13 protein-coding genes are annotated in these 17,210 nt (G+C 56.8%); 5 read left to right on the plus strand and 8 right to left on the minus strand.

All coding sequences use genetic code 11. From position 1 onward, the window contains the following. The first annotated feature begins 256 nt into the window (after positions 1-256). Positions 257-1,666 carry a sulfatase family protein gene (locus FHS27_RS16000; protein WP_184305911.1) on the plus strand — a complete coding sequence of 470 codons (1,410 nt, stop codon included), beginning with the start codon at positions 257-259 and terminating at the stop codon, positions 1,664-1,666. Between the two features lie 106 nt (positions 1,667-1,772). After that, on the plus strand, positions 1,773-3,182 hold the full coding sequence (locus FHS27_RS16005; RefSeq protein WP_184305912.1) for a sulfatase: 1,410 nt from the start codon (positions 1,773-1,775) through the stop codon (positions 3,180-3,182). Positions 3,183-3,242: 60 nt separating this feature from the next. Here the strand turns inward: FHS27_RS16005 and FHS27_RS16010 are convergent, their stop codons facing one another. After that, a complete protein-coding gene (locus FHS27_RS16010; protein WP_184305913.1) occupies positions 3,243-4,226 on the minus strand; it encodes a DnaJ C-terminal domain-containing protein in 984 nt (327 codons plus the stop codon). A 1-nt stretch (position 4,227) separates the two neighbouring features. Between FHS27_RS16010 and FHS27_RS16015 the strand changes: the two genes are divergently transcribed. Beyond that, positions 4,228-6,087 carry a hypothetical protein gene (locus tag FHS27_RS16015; RefSeq protein ID WP_184305914.1) on the plus strand — a complete coding sequence of 620 codons (1,860 nt, stop codon included), beginning with the start codon at positions 4,228-4,230 and terminating at the stop codon, positions 6,085-6,087. A 107-nt stretch (positions 6,088-6,194) separates the two neighbouring features. On the opposite strand, the gene FHS27_RS16020 is transcribed toward FHS27_RS16015, so the two are convergent. The 4 genes from FHS27_RS16020 to FHS27_RS16035 form a co-directional block, all read right to left on the minus strand. Beyond that, the gene (locus FHS27_RS16020) at positions 6,195-6,647 is read right to left on the minus strand and encodes an FKBP-type peptidyl-prolyl cis-trans isomerase (RefSeq protein ID WP_246419896.1); all 453 of its coding nucleotides are present in this window, start codon (positions 6,645-6,647) and stop codon (positions 6,195-6,197) included. A 156-nt stretch (positions 6,648-6,803) separates the two neighbouring features. Then, positions 6,804-7,661: an ABC transporter permease gene (locus FHS27_RS16025; protein ID WP_009095351.1), complete on the minus strand. Its 858-nt coding sequence runs from the start codon at positions 7,659-7,661 to the stop codon at positions 6,804-6,806. 3 nt (positions 7,662-7,664) lie between these two features. Further along, complete coding sequence (locus FHS27_RS16030) at positions 7,665-8,585, minus strand: ABC transporter permease (protein ID WP_184305915.1); 921 nt, start codon at positions 8,583-8,585, stop codon at positions 7,665-7,667. 51 nt (positions 8,586-8,636) lie between these two features. After that, on the minus strand, positions 8,637-9,689 hold the full coding sequence (locus tag FHS27_RS16035; protein ID WP_009095349.1) for a Gfo/Idh/MocA family protein: 1,053 nt from the start codon (positions 9,687-9,689) through the stop codon (positions 8,637-8,639). Here FHS27_RS16035 and mfd point away from each other — a divergent pair. Further along, positions 9,676-13,254: a transcription-repair coupling factor gene (mfd, locus tag FHS27_RS16040; RefSeq protein WP_390853694.1), complete on the plus strand. Its 3,579-nt coding sequence runs from the start codon at positions 9,676-9,678 to the stop codon at positions 13,252-13,254. The genes FHS27_RS16035 and mfd overlap by 14 nt on opposite strands. Positions 13,255-13,275: 21 nt before the next feature. Here mfd and FHS27_RS16045 read toward each other — a convergent pair whose 3' ends face one another. The 3 genes from FHS27_RS16045 to FHS27_RS16055 form a co-directional block, all read right to left on the minus strand. Continuing rightward, a complete protein-coding gene (locus tag FHS27_RS16045; protein ID WP_184305916.1) occupies positions 13,276-14,130 on the minus strand; it encodes a hypothetical protein in 855 nt (284 codons plus the stop codon). A 105-nt stretch (positions 14,131-14,235) separates the two neighbouring features. Next, on the minus strand, positions 14,236-14,832 hold the full coding sequence (locus tag FHS27_RS16050) for a hypothetical protein (protein ID WP_009095343.1): 597 nt from the start codon (positions 14,830-14,832) through the stop codon (positions 14,236-14,238). Positions 14,833-14,999: 167 nt separating this feature from the next. Further along, a complete protein-coding gene (locus tag FHS27_RS16055; RefSeq protein ID WP_246419898.1) occupies positions 15,000-16,145 on the minus strand; it encodes a hypothetical protein in 1,146 nt (381 codons plus the stop codon). Between the two features lie 382 nt (positions 16,146-16,527). Between FHS27_RS16055 and FHS27_RS16060 the strand changes: the two genes are divergently transcribed. Next, positions 16,528-17,127, plus strand: a complete 600-nt coding sequence (locus FHS27_RS16060) for a hypothetical protein (RefSeq protein ID WP_184305998.1) — start codon at positions 16,528-16,530, stop codon at positions 17,125-17,127. The last annotated feature ends 83 nt before the right edge of the window (positions 17,128-17,210 follow it).

Raw genomic sequence — 17,210 nt, forward strand, 5'->3', positions numbered from 1 at the left:
ACGGCTTTTCTCGCCCTGTATCGATACCGCGGCAATGCCTCCAGGGGAAAGCCTGTTGCGAACGGGTAGGTAGATATTTGCGTGCGGCACACGTATGAGTGGGGGCAAGACTCGTCGTAAGCATGGTTTGCGACGCCGTACCTGCCCCAGCGGTGCTCCCGAGAGCCTATAATCGCTGCACGCCGCTGTCGACGAAATTCGCCTTTTCGTTGATCAGGTCGGACCCGCCTTCCCCACTCTCCCCACAAGCGATCACATGAAAGCCCTTGTGTTTGTTTTCGCCGTCGCACTCTTTTGCCCGTCGATCGCAGTTGGTGATGATGGCTCGGCCGCCGCAGACACGCCCAACATCGTTTTTGTCATCGCCGACGACTGTACCTTCCGCGATATCGGATGCTATGGAGGTCAGGCCATCACGCCGAATATCGACAAACTCGCCACGCAGGGCATGCGATTCACGCGATGTTTTCAAGCCGCGCCGATGTGTTCTCCCACGCGGCACAATATCTATACCGGTCAGTATCCGGTCAAAAGTGGTGCCTATCCCAATCACACCCATGTCGAGGCCGGGACACAGAGCGTGGTGCAGTATCTCGGCGACCTGGGATACCGCGTCGCGCACAGCGGCAAATCGCATGTCGGTCCCGCCTCTGTATTCGCGTGGGAGGAGATACCAGACAAAAAGAATCCGGACTTTGCACGTGTGGACGGATTCATCGCCGAATGCGAATCGCAACAAACGCCGTTCTGTTTGCTGCTTTGTTCGAACGAGCCGCACTCGCCGTGGAATAAGGGCGACGCGTCACAGTATCCGCCCCGCGAGGTGCAATTGCCGGAGTACCATGTCGATACACCGGAGACGCGGAGGGCGATGTCGAATTACCTCGCCGAGATCACGTACTTCGATGGTCAAGTCGGTGAAGCGATGGGGCTGATCGAAAAACATGGCCTCGCCGAAAACACGCTCTTCATCGTTGTCAGCGAGCAGGGCAATTCGATGCCGTTCGCAAAGTGGACGTGTTACGACAACGGATTGCAGTCCGCGATGATCGTACGGTGGCCCGGAAAGATCGAACCGGGCAGCGTCAACCCTGCCATGATCGAATACGTCGATCTGTTGCCGACGTTCGTGGAAGCGGCGGGTGGGGATCCGGCTCCGGTGCTCGATGGGAAAAGTTTGTTGCCCGTGTTCGCGGGGAAACAGGAACACAAGCAATTTGTTTTTGGCGAAATGACAACGCGTGGCATCATCAATGGCTCAGACTATTTCGGGATCCGTTCGGTTCGATCGGAGCGGTACAAGTACATCTGGAACTTCACACCCGATGTCGAGTTCCAAAACGCGTGCACGAGTTCGCCCGAGTTCCGTAGTTGGGAAGCGAAAGCCGATGCGGGCGATCAACGGGCCGCGGATCTCGTCATGCGGTATACTCGGCGACCTGAAGTTGAACTCTACGACGTTGTGGAAGATCCGTTAGAGATGAACAACCTCGCTGAAAATCCCGAGTACGCAACTGTCATGACACAATTGCGTTTGGAACTCGATCAATGGATGGTTCGTTGCTCCGATCGAGCGCAACAGACGGAACTCGAGGCTTTGGAACACATGGGCGCGAAACGGAATGCGAGAGCCAAAAAAGGAAAAGGGCAAAAGAAGAAGGAATAGCAATAGCAGCGGGCCGCCGGTTCGGACTGCGTTTTTCCTGAGTCCTCACTTCGTTTTTCAATATCCCATTTCTTAATCGTTCTTTCCCCACAACGAGCACCTCACCATGAGTCGTCTTCTTCTGTTGTTTTGCGTTTGTATTTCGGCGATACCCGCCATCGCGGACGACAAGCCGAATGTCTTGCTGATTTCGATTGATGATCTGAATGACTGGGTCGGCTGTCTGGGCGGACATCCGCAAGCTCTCACGCCCAATATCGATCGCTTGACCGAATCGGGCGTTCTGTTCGGAAACGCTCATTGCCAGTCTCCGGTTTGTAACCCGTCGCGTGCGAGCATGATGACGGGGCGGTACCCTCACACGACCGGGATCTATTTCCTGTCCCCTGATTTGAAGCAGGCTCCGGCGCTCGAGGGCGTGCTCACTTTGCCTGAAGTTTTTGCAGCCAACGGTTACAAGACGATGGCGAGTGGAAAGATCTTTCATGGCGGTGATAAGCGTTTCTTTCAGGAATACCACCGCTCGGGTGGTTTCGGTCGCAAACTGAAAGAGAAAATCTCTCAACCGCACGGACATCCGCTTTGGGATTGGGGAGCAATCCCGGTAACCGATGACGAAATGTCCGACATGGTCTGTGCAAAGTGGGCGGCCAACAAACTCGAGAAGACGCATGACCAACCGTTCTTTATGGGGGTCGGTTTCTATCGCCCTCACGTTCCGATGTACACTCCACCGAAGTGGTTTGACATGCATCCGCGTGAGAAGATTCAGTTGCCTTTGGTGCGTGACGACGATCGTGATGACTTGAGTCTGTATGCGATTGACCTCACGAATTTGATGCACGTTTCGCCGACGCATCAATGGGTTACCGAGGCGGGGCAGTGGGAGCACGCGGTGCAGGCGTATCTCGCGTCGGTCACGTTTGCCGATCACTGCGTCGGTCTGGTGCTCGACGCATTGGAATCGAGTCAGTATGCCGACAACACCATCGTAGTACTGTTCTCGGATCACGGTTTCCATCTCGGTGAGAAACAACGATGGGCGAAACGGTCGCTTTGGGAAGACGGCACACGTGTCCCGTTGGTTATCTCATCGCCCGGTTTCGACGGGGGACAGCGGACGGATCGACCGGCCGAGTTGATTGATGTCTTCCCAACGTTGTTGGAGTTAGCCGGTCTTCCGAACGATCCGAGCCAGGAGGGGCAGAGTCTCGTGCCGTTAATGAAGGACCCGAACAAAGCATGGGAGCACCCGGCGATCACAACCTTCGGGCTCGGCAACGTCGCGATCAGGTCGACACGATATCGCTTCATCGAATATGTCGACGGCTCACGTGAGTTTTACGATCTGAGCAAAGATCCGCACGAGTGGACGAATCTGGCGGCGAATCCGGAGTACGCCGAACTGATCGCCCAACACGCCGCGTTTCTGCCTAAGGATCAACAACCAATTTTGGAAGGCGAATCGACGGGGCACAACGCCTACAAGGCGGCGGCTGAGAATCTCACGCGATAGCAGGTTGGCAGGCCGGCACAGAGAAATGCGATGCCCGCCCTTTGCTCAAAATCGGTGACGTTAGAACTTCAAGCCGGCACGCGGTTCAAACGCGTTCTGGCTTTCGAACTGTTTCAACAACTCGACGCCCTCGTCCGAGATCTCATCGGGCAGTTGAATCAGCAGTTCAACAATCATGTCTCCGGGATCACCCTTGGCGGATTGGACGCCCTGTCCTTTCAGTCGCAAACGTTTACCGCTGCGGCTGCGTGGTGGGATCGAGAGTGTGACGGTTCCTTTCGGTGTTGGGACGTCGACCTTCGCACCCATGGCAGCTTCACCGATCGTGATCGGAAGTTTGAGTTCGAGGTTTTTCCCTTTGCGCTCGAAAAACGGATGCGAGTCGATCTTGATCGTTAGGATCAAATCGCCGGGTGTGCCTCCGGGAACCGATTGGCCCTGCTCGCGAAGCCGAATTTTCGCTCCGTCGTCGACGCCCGCGGGAATCGTGACGGACAGTTTTTCGTTCTTGCCGGTGCCGGTCGGATAGAACTCCGCCTTGCCACCCAAGACGGCCTTTTCGAAAGGGATCGACAATTCATAGCGGATGTTTGATCCGCGTTGGGGAGGTGCCTGTTGAGCTGCCCGTCCACCGCCGCGTCCGCCGAAGCCCGCACCACCACCGAGGATCTGCTCGAAGAAATCGTTGAAGCCGTTTTCGAAACCGCCACCTCCGCCGCCACCGCCTCGACCTGCAGCACGGAAGATCTCCTCCATATCGAGGCCGTCGAACGTCGGACCGCCGCCCGAACCAGACGCTCCTGGTTGGTAGCCGCCGCGGATCTTTTCGAAATCGGGGCCATAGCGGTCGTAAGCTGCCCGTTTTTGCTCATCCCCCAAAACCTCGTACGCTTCCTGGACTCGCTTGAATTTCTCCTGAGCGGCTTTGTCGTCAGGATTCATGTCCGGGTGGTATTTGCGAGCCAATTTGCGATAGGCTTTTTGCAGATCGGATTTGTCCGCGTCGCGAGAAACTCCAAGCGTTTGATAAAGGTCTTCGGCCACAGTGAGTCATCAACAGGGTAGGAAACGTCGCAGGTGCGAGAATACAGTTTATTGCCGTGGATTCCTGCGCGAGCGTCAAAACGGCAGTGCCGACGGCAGTCGAGACACTGTAGCAAACGCCAAACCAATTACCGAGTGGACTGCCAACGCGAAGTCGCGCCGCGGCGTCCGGTTCGGGATAACGTTTGCTTTTTTTGCATTAATTTTTTCTCCGCTCGACGCAGCGGAGGGGACGCTGACGTTCACCGCGGTCGACGAGGCCAGCGGAGCGCCCCTAGCCGCACGCATTGAGTTGACTCGTCCCCGGATGGTCCGTGGCAACGGACGAACGGCCGCCCGCGCCGCGACCCGACCTCTGGCCGGGCGAACGGATGTCGATACCGGTTACGGGTTTGTGATCGACGGCGAAGCACCCGTTGATCTGCACGAGGGACCCTACGAATTCCGTGTTTCTCGCGGCCCTGAGTCTCGGATCATCGTCGGCAATTTTGAAATCGAGAAGACGAGCGAAGACGAGCACATGCTCGCCGTGCCACGCATCCTCTCAATGCGAAGCCAGGGATGGACGAGCGGCGATTGTCTCGTTCCACCTTCGCGTGAGAGTCTACCGATTCGGATGTCGGCCGAAGATTTGCATTTGGCCATGGTCGCGACCGGTGGTACGTCTGAAGTCGTTGAGACCGATGCGGATATCGAGGCGTTGCGATCACGTCGTCAGCGCAAAGAGCAACCCGATTTGAGCGATCCGATGTTTATCGGAGACGGGGCTGAGGTCATTGCCGGGCTGGCCTTCTATCACGACCAGGCGTCAACGCCGACCGAGGAGGATTCTGAAACCACAGAACAACGCGACGAGCAGCTCGCCGCCTTCTACCGGTTGGCAACGCTCGCACGACAGAGACGCGCCGAACAACCAAACGCTGCACCTGAGTACGGCGCGACTCCGGCGAGCATGCTCTCGGCGAAGGTCGCGATTGAAGACCCGTTCGCGTGGTCGTTGCCGATCTTGCTCGCCAGTGGGCAGATCGATGGGTATTTCATTCTTGGTGATTGGCTGCGTTTGGATCGTAAGATTCTGCAAACCAAGTCTGGTCGTCCGCTCTCAACCGAACCCGCTCGCAAACCCACGACGCTAGGTCGAGAGGCCGAGCAGATATATTGGGAAACGCTCAATGCCGGTTTTCACCTTGCGCCATTGGCGGGCACTGGCGACGAGGGAACGTTGCATCCGGTCGGCTACAACCGGTTGTACGTCGCCGGACCGCCATCGGAGTCCCCCTACGATAATTCGGGGCAATCACAGCTCGCGGGAACACCCACTGCTGTGACGACGCAGGAACAGTGGTGGGCGAGGGCGTGGGCGGGTTGCAGTTTTGCGACCAACGGGCCGCTTTTGCAGGCGACCATTGACGGCAAACAGCCGGGACACGTGTTCGAAACGCCCGAAGGCGTGCCGATGCGGTTGACGCCAGAGTTGACGCTAACGGTACGCGACCCCGTCGATTACTTGGAGGTCATCCATAACGGACAAATTCATTACTCGGCCCGGCTCGACGAGTATGCCAAAGCGGGCGGGCGGATCCCGCCGCTCAATATTACCAAACCCGGGTGGGCGTTGATCCGCGTCGTGACGCTCCACGAGGATCACTTCCGAGCCGCGACGACGGCGCCGTGGTATTTCGAAGTCGATGGAGAGCGCCGAGTGTCACGCGGCGGCGTCGAGTTCTTTCAAAAATGGCTTGCGGATTACGAAGAACACCTGCGTTCGCGTCGAGATCTTGACCTCGCAAAGTACGCTCCCTTCATCCGCGCCGCCCGAACATTTTGGCAATCACGGCTTGATCAAGCCAACGCACGATAAGTAGCGGACACTCACCACGACGAACCGGAAAAGGAAGCGTTCAATGGAAGCGAGCGTCAAACAGAAAGCCAGCGTTAAACACTCGAAACGAAATCGTGTCGTCGTGATCAGCCGCCTCGAACTTCATGCAGTTCGACTTTGAAGTGCAGCGTTGCATTGGGCGGAATGGATCCCGGCATTCCCATCGGGCCATACCCGAGTTCGGATGGGATCTCGAGTTCGATCATGCCACCTTCGTTGACCAATTGTAAACCTTCAGTCCATCCCGGGATGACGCTGCTGAGGTTGAACTTGGTTGCTTCGCGACGCCCGTAGGAACTGTCAAATTCCGCGCCGCTGTCGAGCCATCCCGCGTAATCCACCGTCACAAAACTCTGCGCTCTCGGGTAATCGCCGCTGCCCTTTCGCAAAATTTTGTATTTCAATCCCGATTCAGTGGTTGTGAACTCTTTCGGTGCATCGGCATCTTCCGGACCGGGGCGACCGTCTCGCTGTGAGGGCGAGCATCCGACCGACAAGAACAGCATCAGTACGACTAGGAGCGAGAGAGAACGATTCATGAATCCGATCGCAGAGAGAGGGATGAGGAAAAGACGACCCGAGTTTAGCACAGTGTCCCACCGGGCGACCATCGGACGGGCAATCCACGGTTCGACACGCCGTGAATGGCCGATCTCCGTTTCTGGAACGCTATGCGATCACGATCGGCAAAGCGTTTAGGAACTCGCGCTGCGGTAGCTGCCCAGAGCCGTTCGGAACACCCACCGGCTCGCCAGCACACTCAAAACTGTTGCTACCAACGCCCAGCCGACCAACCACCATTCCGAATCGCCGCGGGGTTCGACTGGTCGCGCGATCAGCCGCGCGGGAACGTTGACGACGACCAACACCGGAATCACAAACGTGAACAATCCGTAGAGTGGCTGACCCCATCCACGGTTGTAAATTTCCATCGGGTAGCGGCTGAAGTTTGTGATGTAGAACCAAAAGTTGTACAGCGTTTGATTGCGTCCCAGCCAAATGCTCGTCGCCGACAAGCAAATCATGAGGCTGTACATGATCGCCACACCGCAACCGCAGAACAGCACGTAAAGAACGAACGACATCGCCGATGGGACGTACGGATCGATCTCGCGAGTGGCGAGCTGCCACAGCGAAACGACGGCGATGACTAAACCCGCACCGAAGTTCGCCAGCGAACTCCAACTGACCCTCCGAAACGAAATGAGGAACTGCGTGTCGATTGGTTTCAGCAACGCGAAATCCAAACCTCCCGTTCGAATCAGTTCGCTGAACTCTTCCGCGTTGGGCATGAAAAACGCTTGGACGAGCGAATTGATAAACCAGGTTGTCGCTAGAAACAGAAAGAACTTTTCACGGTCCCAACCGCTATCCGCACCGATCGAATTGGTGTGTTCGAAAATGATCAGGTAGAAACCGACGTTCATCAACGTCCATCCCAAACTGCTCAAGCATTCGATCACAAAGTTGGTGCGAAACGTCATGTCTCGCACCAAACTGTTTTGGGCGAACGTCAGGAAGACACGCCGATATCGATTGATTTCTGACCACATGATTTAGCCTCCATACCCGCTGTATCGAGCCACACCACGCGAATACGCGAACCGGCAGACGACAATGAAGAACACTAACCACGCGGCCTGAATTGCCATTTCCATCGGCAGTTCATCTTCGGGGATTTTTCCGAGGAAAACCGCCGCAGGGAAATACGCGAGATATTTCAGTGGTAGGAAATTGACGAACGGTTCGATCCAATCCGGCAGCAGTGGCAGTGGAAACATGTGTCCGGAAAGAAAGAAACTGAACAGCATGTAGAGAAACAGCAGCGACGAGACTTCGAGGAACCAGAAACCGATCATGCCGATCGCGGCTTCCAAAAAGAACCCGATCAAGAAACCCATGATCAGCGACGCGAGAAAGCACAGGAACAAATGCGTCGGGGGGAATCCGTCGACGAAGTAATCGCGGCAAAGATAGAACACGAGGGCAAAGGGCGCGATTGCAACGGCGTAGTACGCGCACTTATGCGCGACGCGATTGAGTAACAAGAAACCGATCAAGTCGATCGGTTGGATCATGTAGCGTTTGATTTCGCCCTCGCGGATCTGCAACGCGATTCCCGATGCGAGCCCCGGCATGCTGGAGAACGCGCGAGCGATCATCGTTAAAAGGTAATACGCAACCATCTCGCGAAACCCATAACCGCCAATCGTGACCGATTCGCTGGCACCACCGGGGGCGTCTTCTTGCGAGATCACCCCCGATTGAGCGATCGAATCAAAAATCGCCCACCACAGGAAGATCTGCGTGATGATAGGCAGGAATCGCATCAACGTGCCCAGCGCGAAGTCGCCGCGATAGACCAATCGCTCAGAGAACGCGGTGGCGAAAATCATCTTCCAAATCCGCAGACGCCCCATCACGCCAATCGGGGCGTGGTGCGACGTTGTGGGTTGAGAAACCGGGATGGTTGACATAAATGGCGGTAACGCGGGGGCGATGGACAGATGGCGAAAACGAACGAAAGACTACAGTTCGATCGTTTTGCCGGTGCGAGCACTTTCGTAAATCGCACAGATCAGCTCGATGCTGCGTCGTCCTTCCACGCCATTGACCAACGGTTCGCGGTCGTTTTGGATCGCGTCGAGGAAGTCGTTGAAGACTTCCGTGTGACCATGGTGCCCGATCGCGGCAGGATCCGATGCGCCGCCACCGGTTTCGGTCTTACCGGCCATGCGTTCACGGATCGACGCGTCTTCGTCTGATTCGTTGGCGAATGTCCACTGCGTCAGGTCTTCTTCTTCGAGGACCGCGCTACCTTCGCTGCCGGCGATTTCGACTCGTTTGAGGGCACCTGGGAACGCCGTCGTGGTGGCTTCGATAACACCCAACGCGCCGTTTTCGAATTGGATGTTGGCGATCACGATGTCTTCGACTTCGATTCGTTCGTGGGTCAGCGTGTCCATCATCGCGTGAACTTTCTTCGCCGGACCCATCAACCACAGCAGCAAATCGACGCTGTGGATGGCTTGGTTCATCAACGCGCCGCCGCCATCGAGGGCCCACGTTCCTCGCCACGCACCGCTGTCGTAGTACTCTTGGCTGCGGTACCACTTCACGTATGCGTCACCCATGGTGATCTTGCCGAATCGCCCGGCATCCACGGCCGACTTCATTAACTGCGACGATTCATGGAAACGGCTTTGGAACGTTGCGGCCAACTTTACATTCGACGCATCGCAGGCGGCGATAATTTCATCACACTTTTCTTTGGTGACTTCCAAAGGTTTTTCCACCATGACGTGCTTGCCCGCTTTCGCTGCGGCGACGGCGGGTTCGAGGTGAGCGCCGCTGGGGGTGCAGATCGCGACGGCCTGAACGTCGGGATCGGCCAGCATTTCTTCGAGGGTTGCGTAGGCACGGATTCCGTTGGCTGAGGCGAACTGTTCGGCACGCTCGACGCTGCGGTCATAGCACCCGATGAGTTTTCCGTCCTTGGTGTCTGCGATCGCTTTGGCATGAAAATTGGAGATCATTCCTGCTCCGACGATACCGATTCCGATGCTCATGAATTCTTTCATTACGAGTGGTGTGAAACGAGCTGAACTAGGCGAGTTCGAGCGATCAAGATACGTTTTCAGCTTGCACACCGCCACCGCCGACCGCTTTGGAGGGCTGCCCAGCGTGCCACCCGAGACGAAACCCAAGTCAAAACCGCAATCGAAAGCCCGGAAAACGGGGGCAACGAAACGCAAAATCCAATTGCGATCGTTGCATGATGTCCCTGCGGTCATGGACTCTCATGCCGGTGTCGGCAAGGCGATCAAGAAAACCGGCCGCGACACACCGCTCGCCTTTTCGGGCGTTTGGGGGGGGATTCGTGGGCTCCTCGCGGCCACGTTGACGCGTCACACACCACACGTCTTGGTGTTGTTGCCCCAAGCGGTTGATGCCGACATTGTCGCTGGAGACGTGAGGGCATTTGGCGTGAAAGATGTCGTCGCACTGCCGCTGTCCGCGGGTGACGGCACGGGTTCCTCAATTCGTGACGCGGACTACGCCGCCCGGTTGCAAGTCCTGCAGGCGTTGCGGGGGCGAGACAACGATTCTCCCGAACCGCTGGTCGTGACGGCGTACATCGGTGCCGCGATCCAGCGTGTTCCGTCGGCCGATCGACTTTCGCGTGCCACCCGAAAACTCAGCATCGGTGACGAAGTCGCTCCCGAGGACCTCCGCCGCTGGTTGACCGAAGCCGGGTTCGCGGCGACCACGGCGGTTCACGTTCCCGGTGAGTTTGCGTCGCGCGGCGGATTGCTCGACATTCATTCGCCGGACCAGACAACCCCGATCCGCATCGAATGGTTTGGCGACGAAATCGAATCGATCCGTCGGTTTGATGCCGCAACGCAGCGAAGTAGCGAAACGTTGCAAAGCGTCGAGATTGCCGCGATCGGAGCCGATGGTGTTTCGAGCGACATGATTCTGGGGACACTCGCCGAAGACGAATTCGACGAAGATGCTGAGGCAGAACCACCGCCGCCGAAGAACGCTCGCGTGAAACGTCGATCGAAAAACGCACACGACGTTGACGTGGATGACGAGTTGACACCGGTCGACGACACCGTCGGTGCCGAGGCGACGGTGGTCGATTATTTGCCCAGCGACACGGTCGTGTTGGTCGTGGATCCCGCGGAGTGCGCCGCTACGAGTGCAGCGTTGTTGGCTCGCGTATCGCGGACGGATCGATTCGTTACGATGCCTGAACTTCTCGCCGAACTGCACGGACACCGTGTCGTCACGGGAACGCAGATCGCCGATGCCGCCGACTCTGATCATGTCGATCTGCATACCGCAGGGGCCGATAGTTTTGCCGCGTCACTCGATGAAACCAAAGTACGCGTCGACAGTGTCGCGGCCGGGCATGAAGTCATCGTCGTTGGCGACACGCCGGCCGATGGGCAGCGCTTGACTGAATTACTCAGCGACACCGATGCGGCCACGTCGGGACGATTGCACATGACGGTCGCTGCACTGAGCGGCGGTTTTCGCCTATCCGGTGCCGAAGTGTTGGTATTGACCGGCGCGGAATTGTTTCACCGCAGTCCGGTGCGCCGCGTCAGTTCGCGGGTTCGTGGCAAACCCATCGACAGCTTCCTGCAACTGTCGCCTGGCGATTTGGTCATCCACCTTTCGCACGGCATCGGTCTGTACCGCGGTCTCAACTCGATCGAAAAGAATGGGCTGCATCAAGAACACCTGACGATCGAATTCGACGGCGGCACCAAAATTCATGTGCCGGCGACGCGGATTCAACTAATTCAGCGTTACGTTGGCGGTACGAAGACGCGTCCTCGGTTAGCCAAGATTGGTGGGATCTCGTGGACGAATCAACGCAAGGCGGCGGAGTCGGCGGTCACGGACATGGCCGACGAGTTGCTCGAACTGCAAGCCAAACGGGCGACGCGTCGCGGGATCGCGTTTGACCCTGACAACGAATGGCAACGTCAATTCGACGCAAGTTTTCCGTATCTCGAAACGCCCGACCAGCTTACTGCCATCGAAGCCATCAAGGCGGACATGGAATCGCATCAGCCGATGGACCGTCTCATCTGCGGTGACGTCGGGTTCGGGAAAACCGAAGTCGCGATGAGGGCGGCGTTCAAAGCCGTCACGTCGGGATACCAAGTCGCGGTGTTGGTGCCGACGACGGTCCTCGCCGAACAACACTATCATTCGTTCTGCGACCGGATGGCGGAGTTCCCCGTCGAGATCCGCAAGATGTCGAGATTCTGTACGCCGGCCGATCAACGTCAAACGGTGAAAGATCTGCGCCGCGGCAAAGTCGACATTGTTGTTGGCACTCACCGGGTCGCCAGCAAAGACGTTGATTTTAATAACCTCGGTCTTGTCGTGATCGATGAAGAACAACGCTTCGGCGTCGCGGTCAAAGAACGCCTCAAAACACGACACACCAACGTCGACGTGTTAACGTTGTCGGCGACACCGATTCCGCGAACGTTGCACATGGCGCTCGTTGGTGCCCGCGATATCAGTAACCTCGAAACGCCACCCGCCGAGCGGATGCCCGTTGAAACGAAGGTTACCCGGTGGGATCCGAAAATGATCCGGTCTTCGATCGTTCGAGAACTCAACCGCGGCGGACAAATGTATTTTGTCCATAACCGTATCGGTGACATGCAAGACCTCGCGGCCAAGATTACCGAAGTCGTTCCCGAAGTCCGAATCGGTATCGGGCACGGGCAGATGGGTGAAGGTGAACTCGAGCAAGTCATGGTCGACTTTATCGATCACAAGTTTGACATGTTGCTCGCCACGACGATCATCGAGAGCGGTCTGGATATTCCCAACGCGAACACGATGTTCATCGACGAAGGCAACCGGTACGGGCTCAGCGATCTGCACCAGTTGCGTGGTCGTGTCGGCCGATACAAACATCAGGCGTATTGCTATTTGCTGGTGTCACCGACGAAACACCTCACCCCGGAAGCGAGCAAACGGCTGCGCGCGATCGAGGAGTATTCGCAAATGGGAGCAGGATTCGCGATCTCGATGCGTGACCTCGAAATTCGCGGTGCCGGTAACCTTTTGGGCAGTCAGCAGAGCGGACATATCGCCGCGGTCGGTTACGAGTTGTATTGCCAATTGCTCGAAGAAGCCGTTCGTCAAGCGAAGAAACTGCCGCCGAAGTTGTCCGCGGATGTCGATATCGATTTGCCGATCGAAGCGTATCTGCCGGATGATTATGTGCCGGACCTGCGACACAAGATCGACTTGTATCGTCGAATGACGCGAATCAATCACGCCAGCGAAGTGGTGCAGTTCCAGGAGGAGTTGAAAGATCGTTTCGGTCCGCTGCCGGATGCGGCGGTTCGAATGATTCAAATCAGCGAACTGCGTCTCGATGCGGCATCCTGGGGCATTCAGGCGATCACGAATAATGACCGGTTCATCGTGTTGCAGTATGCCAACCGACGCCGGATGGAACAGTTGGTTGAGAACGCCTCGGTGCCGGTTCGGATTGTCGATTCACGCAAAGCCTATATCCCTGTGAAAGGGTTTGACATGAGCAATCCGACCGGCGAAGCGTGGTTGCAACTGGCCCGTGCTGCGCTGTGGATCGGATAGCGAACCGGTTTCCGTTTTCACTCAGCCATAACGTTGAGTGATATTGATAATGTCGTTGCCGTTGGCTTCACGCAAAACTCCACGTTCGATCACATCCGCTATGATTCGTCGGTCTTCTTCGATCGACTGTTCCACCATTCGACTTGCGTCGATCGGACGCGAGGCGTGTTCGGCGAGATTCTTGCGATGACGATTGAGAAGTTTCTCGAGCGACTTTGTTCGCAGACGAGTCATGATTTGCCAATCGGTCGGTCGAGGTTCCGGCATCTTGCTCGACGTGATCAGACTGCGGTCGCCCGCCAATCGGCTGTAGAATCCACGCCGTGTTTCGTCTAAACGCGCGACGCCGTCGAGCGTGATCAAGCGGTGAAACGTGAGTTGCACGCGGCCATCGGGAGTCGTCATTAACATCTCGACGCTCATTCGCGGGCCGACTGTCGGCGAGGTGATGTATCGAGGGTCCACGAAACCGAGTGCGGCGGCTTCGGCACGTGCGGTCTCGAAGTCGGCGACGAAGATTTCGGGAATCTCCTGTTCGCTAATTTCACGTTGGTCGAGAAGTGCCGCCGCCCAAGAGGGGCGACTCGGAAAACGCAGGATTTTGAAAACCAAAACCACGATTGCGAATTCAAACGGATTGCGAGTCATCGTTCGCAAATCACGCAACGCGATTCGTTTGATCGGGACCACCGTCCAAAGACGCTCGTCTCCACCGGGTAGGATCAGGTCATCGGCATCCGGCAAAGACGCGTTGGTTGGCGAGTCAGAGAGCCCTGGCCATGTCGGCTCCGGCGGAACCGGTGGGCTGGCGTATGGATTCGAGTGGATTTCGTTTCCAAAATCACTCGCCGAATTTGGCGGATAACTCGGTGGCATGGGCGGTTACGGCAAACAGAGTGACGGGCATCCCCTTCCCCAGTGTTTGAGCCAACGCGGCCGATGTCCGACGCGTTCGATCTCCCTGGGAAACCGCCTCTTACTTTACTCGGTTTGGCCGGCCGGCGTGGGCAGTTCCAGGTCGCTGCCGATCGGATCGATCAACACGGGGCCCGGGAGTTCGAGCATTTCGGCGTCATCGAACTCCAACGCGTTGTCGAGTGAGCGAAGTTCGGGCTGCGGTAATAACTCGACATCGCCGTCGCGCTCATCCGTGACGGGTTTCGGGTTCTTGCGAGGCCCGACGGCTAAGACTTCCCAAGGTTTGGGATAGAAGTAATGTTGCTCGACACGCTTTGGTGGGCAGTGCTTGCCCGCGAGTGCCCCTTTGACGCCGTTGTTGTCATACAACCCGAGTTCCTCGGCGCGGTGAAACGCCATCGCTTCTTGGCTAGACGGTTCGATCTTAGCTGCGAGCTTTCCGCCGAGATAAGTCGGCCGGTTGTACTGTCGACGGTAGGATTCTGGCAAACGGTTGCCAATCGGTCCGATCACGTCGATGCGACGCGAGCCTTCGTACTTCGACCAGGGCCACGGTCCGCCCCATGGCGATCCGGCGTCGGCGCTGGAGGCGACGGCACCTACTGCTATCAGCGAAACGAGCAAACTGTTTCGAATCTTCCTGATCGTTTTCAATCGCATCCTGCAATCTCTCCCGTCATGTGACCATGGCACTTGATGGCGGCATCCTTCCGCACGTCCGTATTCATCGGCGGTGTGGTAGCGGGTGTGTCAGAGAAAGCGATTAATCGCACGTTGCTTGAGTGACACGTCGTCGTGGTGATTCCGATTGGGTAAACCCTGCCGGTTCAATCGACGTGCATTACCGAATCGATCAGTGACGCCATTTCACGACCGGCGTAACAGGTGTGTTCGTAGTAACGCTTTTCGCTGTGATGATTTCCAACCGTTTGTGCACAGTCGCGAGCCCGAATCGGCAGCGGCGTTCCATCATGGCGAGGGGCAAAGCAACGGGGTCCGGTGTAACCGAGGGCTTGCGCATCGGGGGTCGTCGAAATCAGTTTGAAGTATTTGAGCGCGATGTCACGGTGGTTGTAAAGCATCACCATGCGATTGATGTTTTGAGTGGCCAAGCGATGGTAGCCGCCGGAACTCATCCACGTCGAATCAACGGCCGGTGCGAGAAGTCCGACATCGATATTGGCGCCCGTGATCGCGGGTTCGCCGATCGTGCGTCGACCTAACGAGCCGCCCGCCAACGCGTGCAGACTGCCGGAAACGATTCGTCCACCGAAACTGAATCCGATCAGACCCGAGGGTTGCGATCGAAGGGTGTGTTCACGTAATAACCATGCCAAATAGAGGCCTTGTGAATTGGTGCGTTGGGCTTTGTCGCGAACGTCTGAAAGAAAAATCGAGTTCGCGTCGCTCGGCCAACTCCAAATGACCCAATCCATCGGTTGGTCCGTGACACGATTTCTCGCGAGTTGTTGGTAGACGAACAGGCCTTGCTTGATCGCTGTTTGTGCATCGCGGCGATTGCCGTGAACGTAAATGATTCGCGGACGTGACGAATCCATCGATGAGAGATAATCGTCCAGATTGGACGGCGAACGTCGCCCGCAACGATCGAGACGGTCAATCCGGAAGTTCGGCTGACTCAAGTTCATGCGGCATGTGTTGCAGGTGATGTGCCGCGTATTGATGAGCCAAAAGCGATCGCACCGCAAATCAGCAGACAATGACTGGGGCATCGCGGGCATGCCAGGAATCGCCGGAACGATTTGGCTGGATTCGATCGAGACCGCAATGTCGTCTTCGAAATCCGGGGTGGTTTCCGAGTGAGCGACCGTTTTCGCGGTGGTTTCGAACAATGAGGAGGGCGTTGGTAAGAAACCGTTCGCGGCGTCCGTCCACTCGCTCGGTGTTTGCGACGGTTCGGCATGAACCGTTGCTGTCATGATTGTGATGAGTATCCATGTTGCGGCGAACATGTTTCTTCTGCCTGTCCACGTATTCACTTTTAGCCCGGGCATTGAGGCATTCCGTAACTCGTCGTTTCGGGTCAGAAGGTGCAGCATGGCGACGATCAGACGTTTATTAAGGAAGGGTGAAAGAGAGGGCGTGTTAGAGACAGCAAATAGAGGTGATGCAAATTGTCACACCTGAATCTCTATCGGCGCATCCTGAGCGGGGGGCGTGCGTGTTGCACCCCAACAACCAATTGTTGCAGAAAAAAAACGATGATGCGTTTGCACAACACGAAACGCGCACTACTTTTCAGTGGTCACCCGTCGGAGGCCAACGTTTACGCTTGCTTTGCTTTTGAAGGAAACTTTGATGACTATCCGATCTTTCACACTTGTAACGCTCGTGATGGTCATGGGCAGCGCGACCGGTTGCGGTGGAATGCGAAACTTCTTTTTCGGACGTGGCGCTCGCTGCGGACTATGCAGTCGCATCGGTGCAGTTGGAACCGCGATCAATCCACTCGCTCCTCCACCGAACGCGGCACCCGCTGCACCAGGTTGCGGAACTCCACGCTGCGGACTGTTTGGTCGCAATCCTGCACCGACCTACGCACCACCCGTCGCGGCCGCACCGATGGCACCATGCCAAACGCCATGCCAGGACGTTTGCCAAGGCGGCTATGTCGGCAACGGTTACGTCAATAACGGTTATGTCGACGGAGGCTATTCGGTTGGCATGGCTGGCGATTGCGGTTGCGGTTCATCCTGCGGCGGTGATTGTGGCGTGACTCAATATGGTGGCGTTCAATACGACGGCGGAGTCGTCGATCCCTACCTCGGCAGTGGCGTGTATGATGGTGGTTACAATGGTGGCGTGATTCAGGGCGATGGGTTCCAACCACGCACGTATCAATCCAATCGTTTCGATCCCGGTCAATACGATTCGCAAGGTGACCGCATCATCAGTGCCGATCCATTGCCACCGGGTGCTAATATTTTGAACTGAACGTGACTGGTTGTGCTCGGTCGCAAGAATCGGGATGATGTGATTCCCACATTCGTTAACGCCAGCGTTCCAATTCACTCGAA

It is taken from the genome of Aporhodopirellula rubra (assembly GCF_014192335.1).
GTDB lineage: Bacteria > Planctomycetota > Planctomycetia > Pirellulales > Pirellulaceae > Rhodopirellula > Rhodopirellula rubra.

What these genes read in the sequence shown, in the direction of transcription:
- FHS27_RS16000 (WP_184305911.1), top strand. Translation starts at nt 257, where the DNA reads ATGAAAGCCCTTGTGTTTGTTTTCGCCGTCGCACTCTTTTGCCCGTCG.
- FHS27_RS16005 (WP_184305912.1), top strand. Translation starts at nt 1,773, where the DNA reads ATGAGTCGTCTTCTTCTGTTGTTTTGCGTTTGTATTTCGGCGATACCC.
- FHS27_RS16020 (WP_246419896.1), bottom strand. Translation starts at nt 6,647, where the DNA reads ATGAATCGTTCTCTCTCGCTCCTAGTCGTACTGATGCTGTTCTTGTCG.
- FHS27_RS16025 (WP_009095351.1), bottom strand. Translation starts at nt 7,661, where the DNA reads ATGTGGTCAGAAATCAATCGATATCGGCGTGTCTTCCTGACGTTCGCC.
- FHS27_RS16030 (WP_184305915.1), bottom strand. Translation starts at nt 8,585, where the DNA reads ATGTCAACCATCCCGGTTTCTCAACCCACAACGTCGCACCACGCCCCG.
- mfd (WP_390853694.1), top strand. Translation starts at nt 9,676, where the DNA reads ATGAATTCTTTCATTACGAGTGGTGTGAAACGAGCTGAACTAGGCGAG.
- FHS27_RS16035 (WP_009095349.1), bottom strand. Translation starts at nt 9,689, where the DNA reads ATGAAAGAATTCATGAGCATCGGAATCGGTATCGTCGGAGCAGGAATG.
- FHS27_RS16045 (WP_184305916.1), bottom strand. Translation starts at nt 14,130, where the DNA reads ATGCCACCGAGTTATCCGCCAAATTCGGCGAGTGATTTTGGAAACGAA.
- FHS27_RS16050 (WP_009095343.1), bottom strand. Translation starts at nt 14,832, where the DNA reads ATGCGATTGAAAACGATCAGGAAGATTCGAAACAGTTTGCTCGTTTCG.
- FHS27_RS16055 (WP_246419898.1), bottom strand. Translation starts at nt 16,145, where the DNA reads ATGTTCGCCGCAACATGGATACTCATCACAATCATGACAGCAACGGTT.
- FHS27_RS16060 (WP_184305998.1), top strand. Translation starts at nt 16,528, where the DNA reads ATGGTCATGGGCAGCGCGACCGGTTGCGGTGGAATGCGAAACTTCTTT.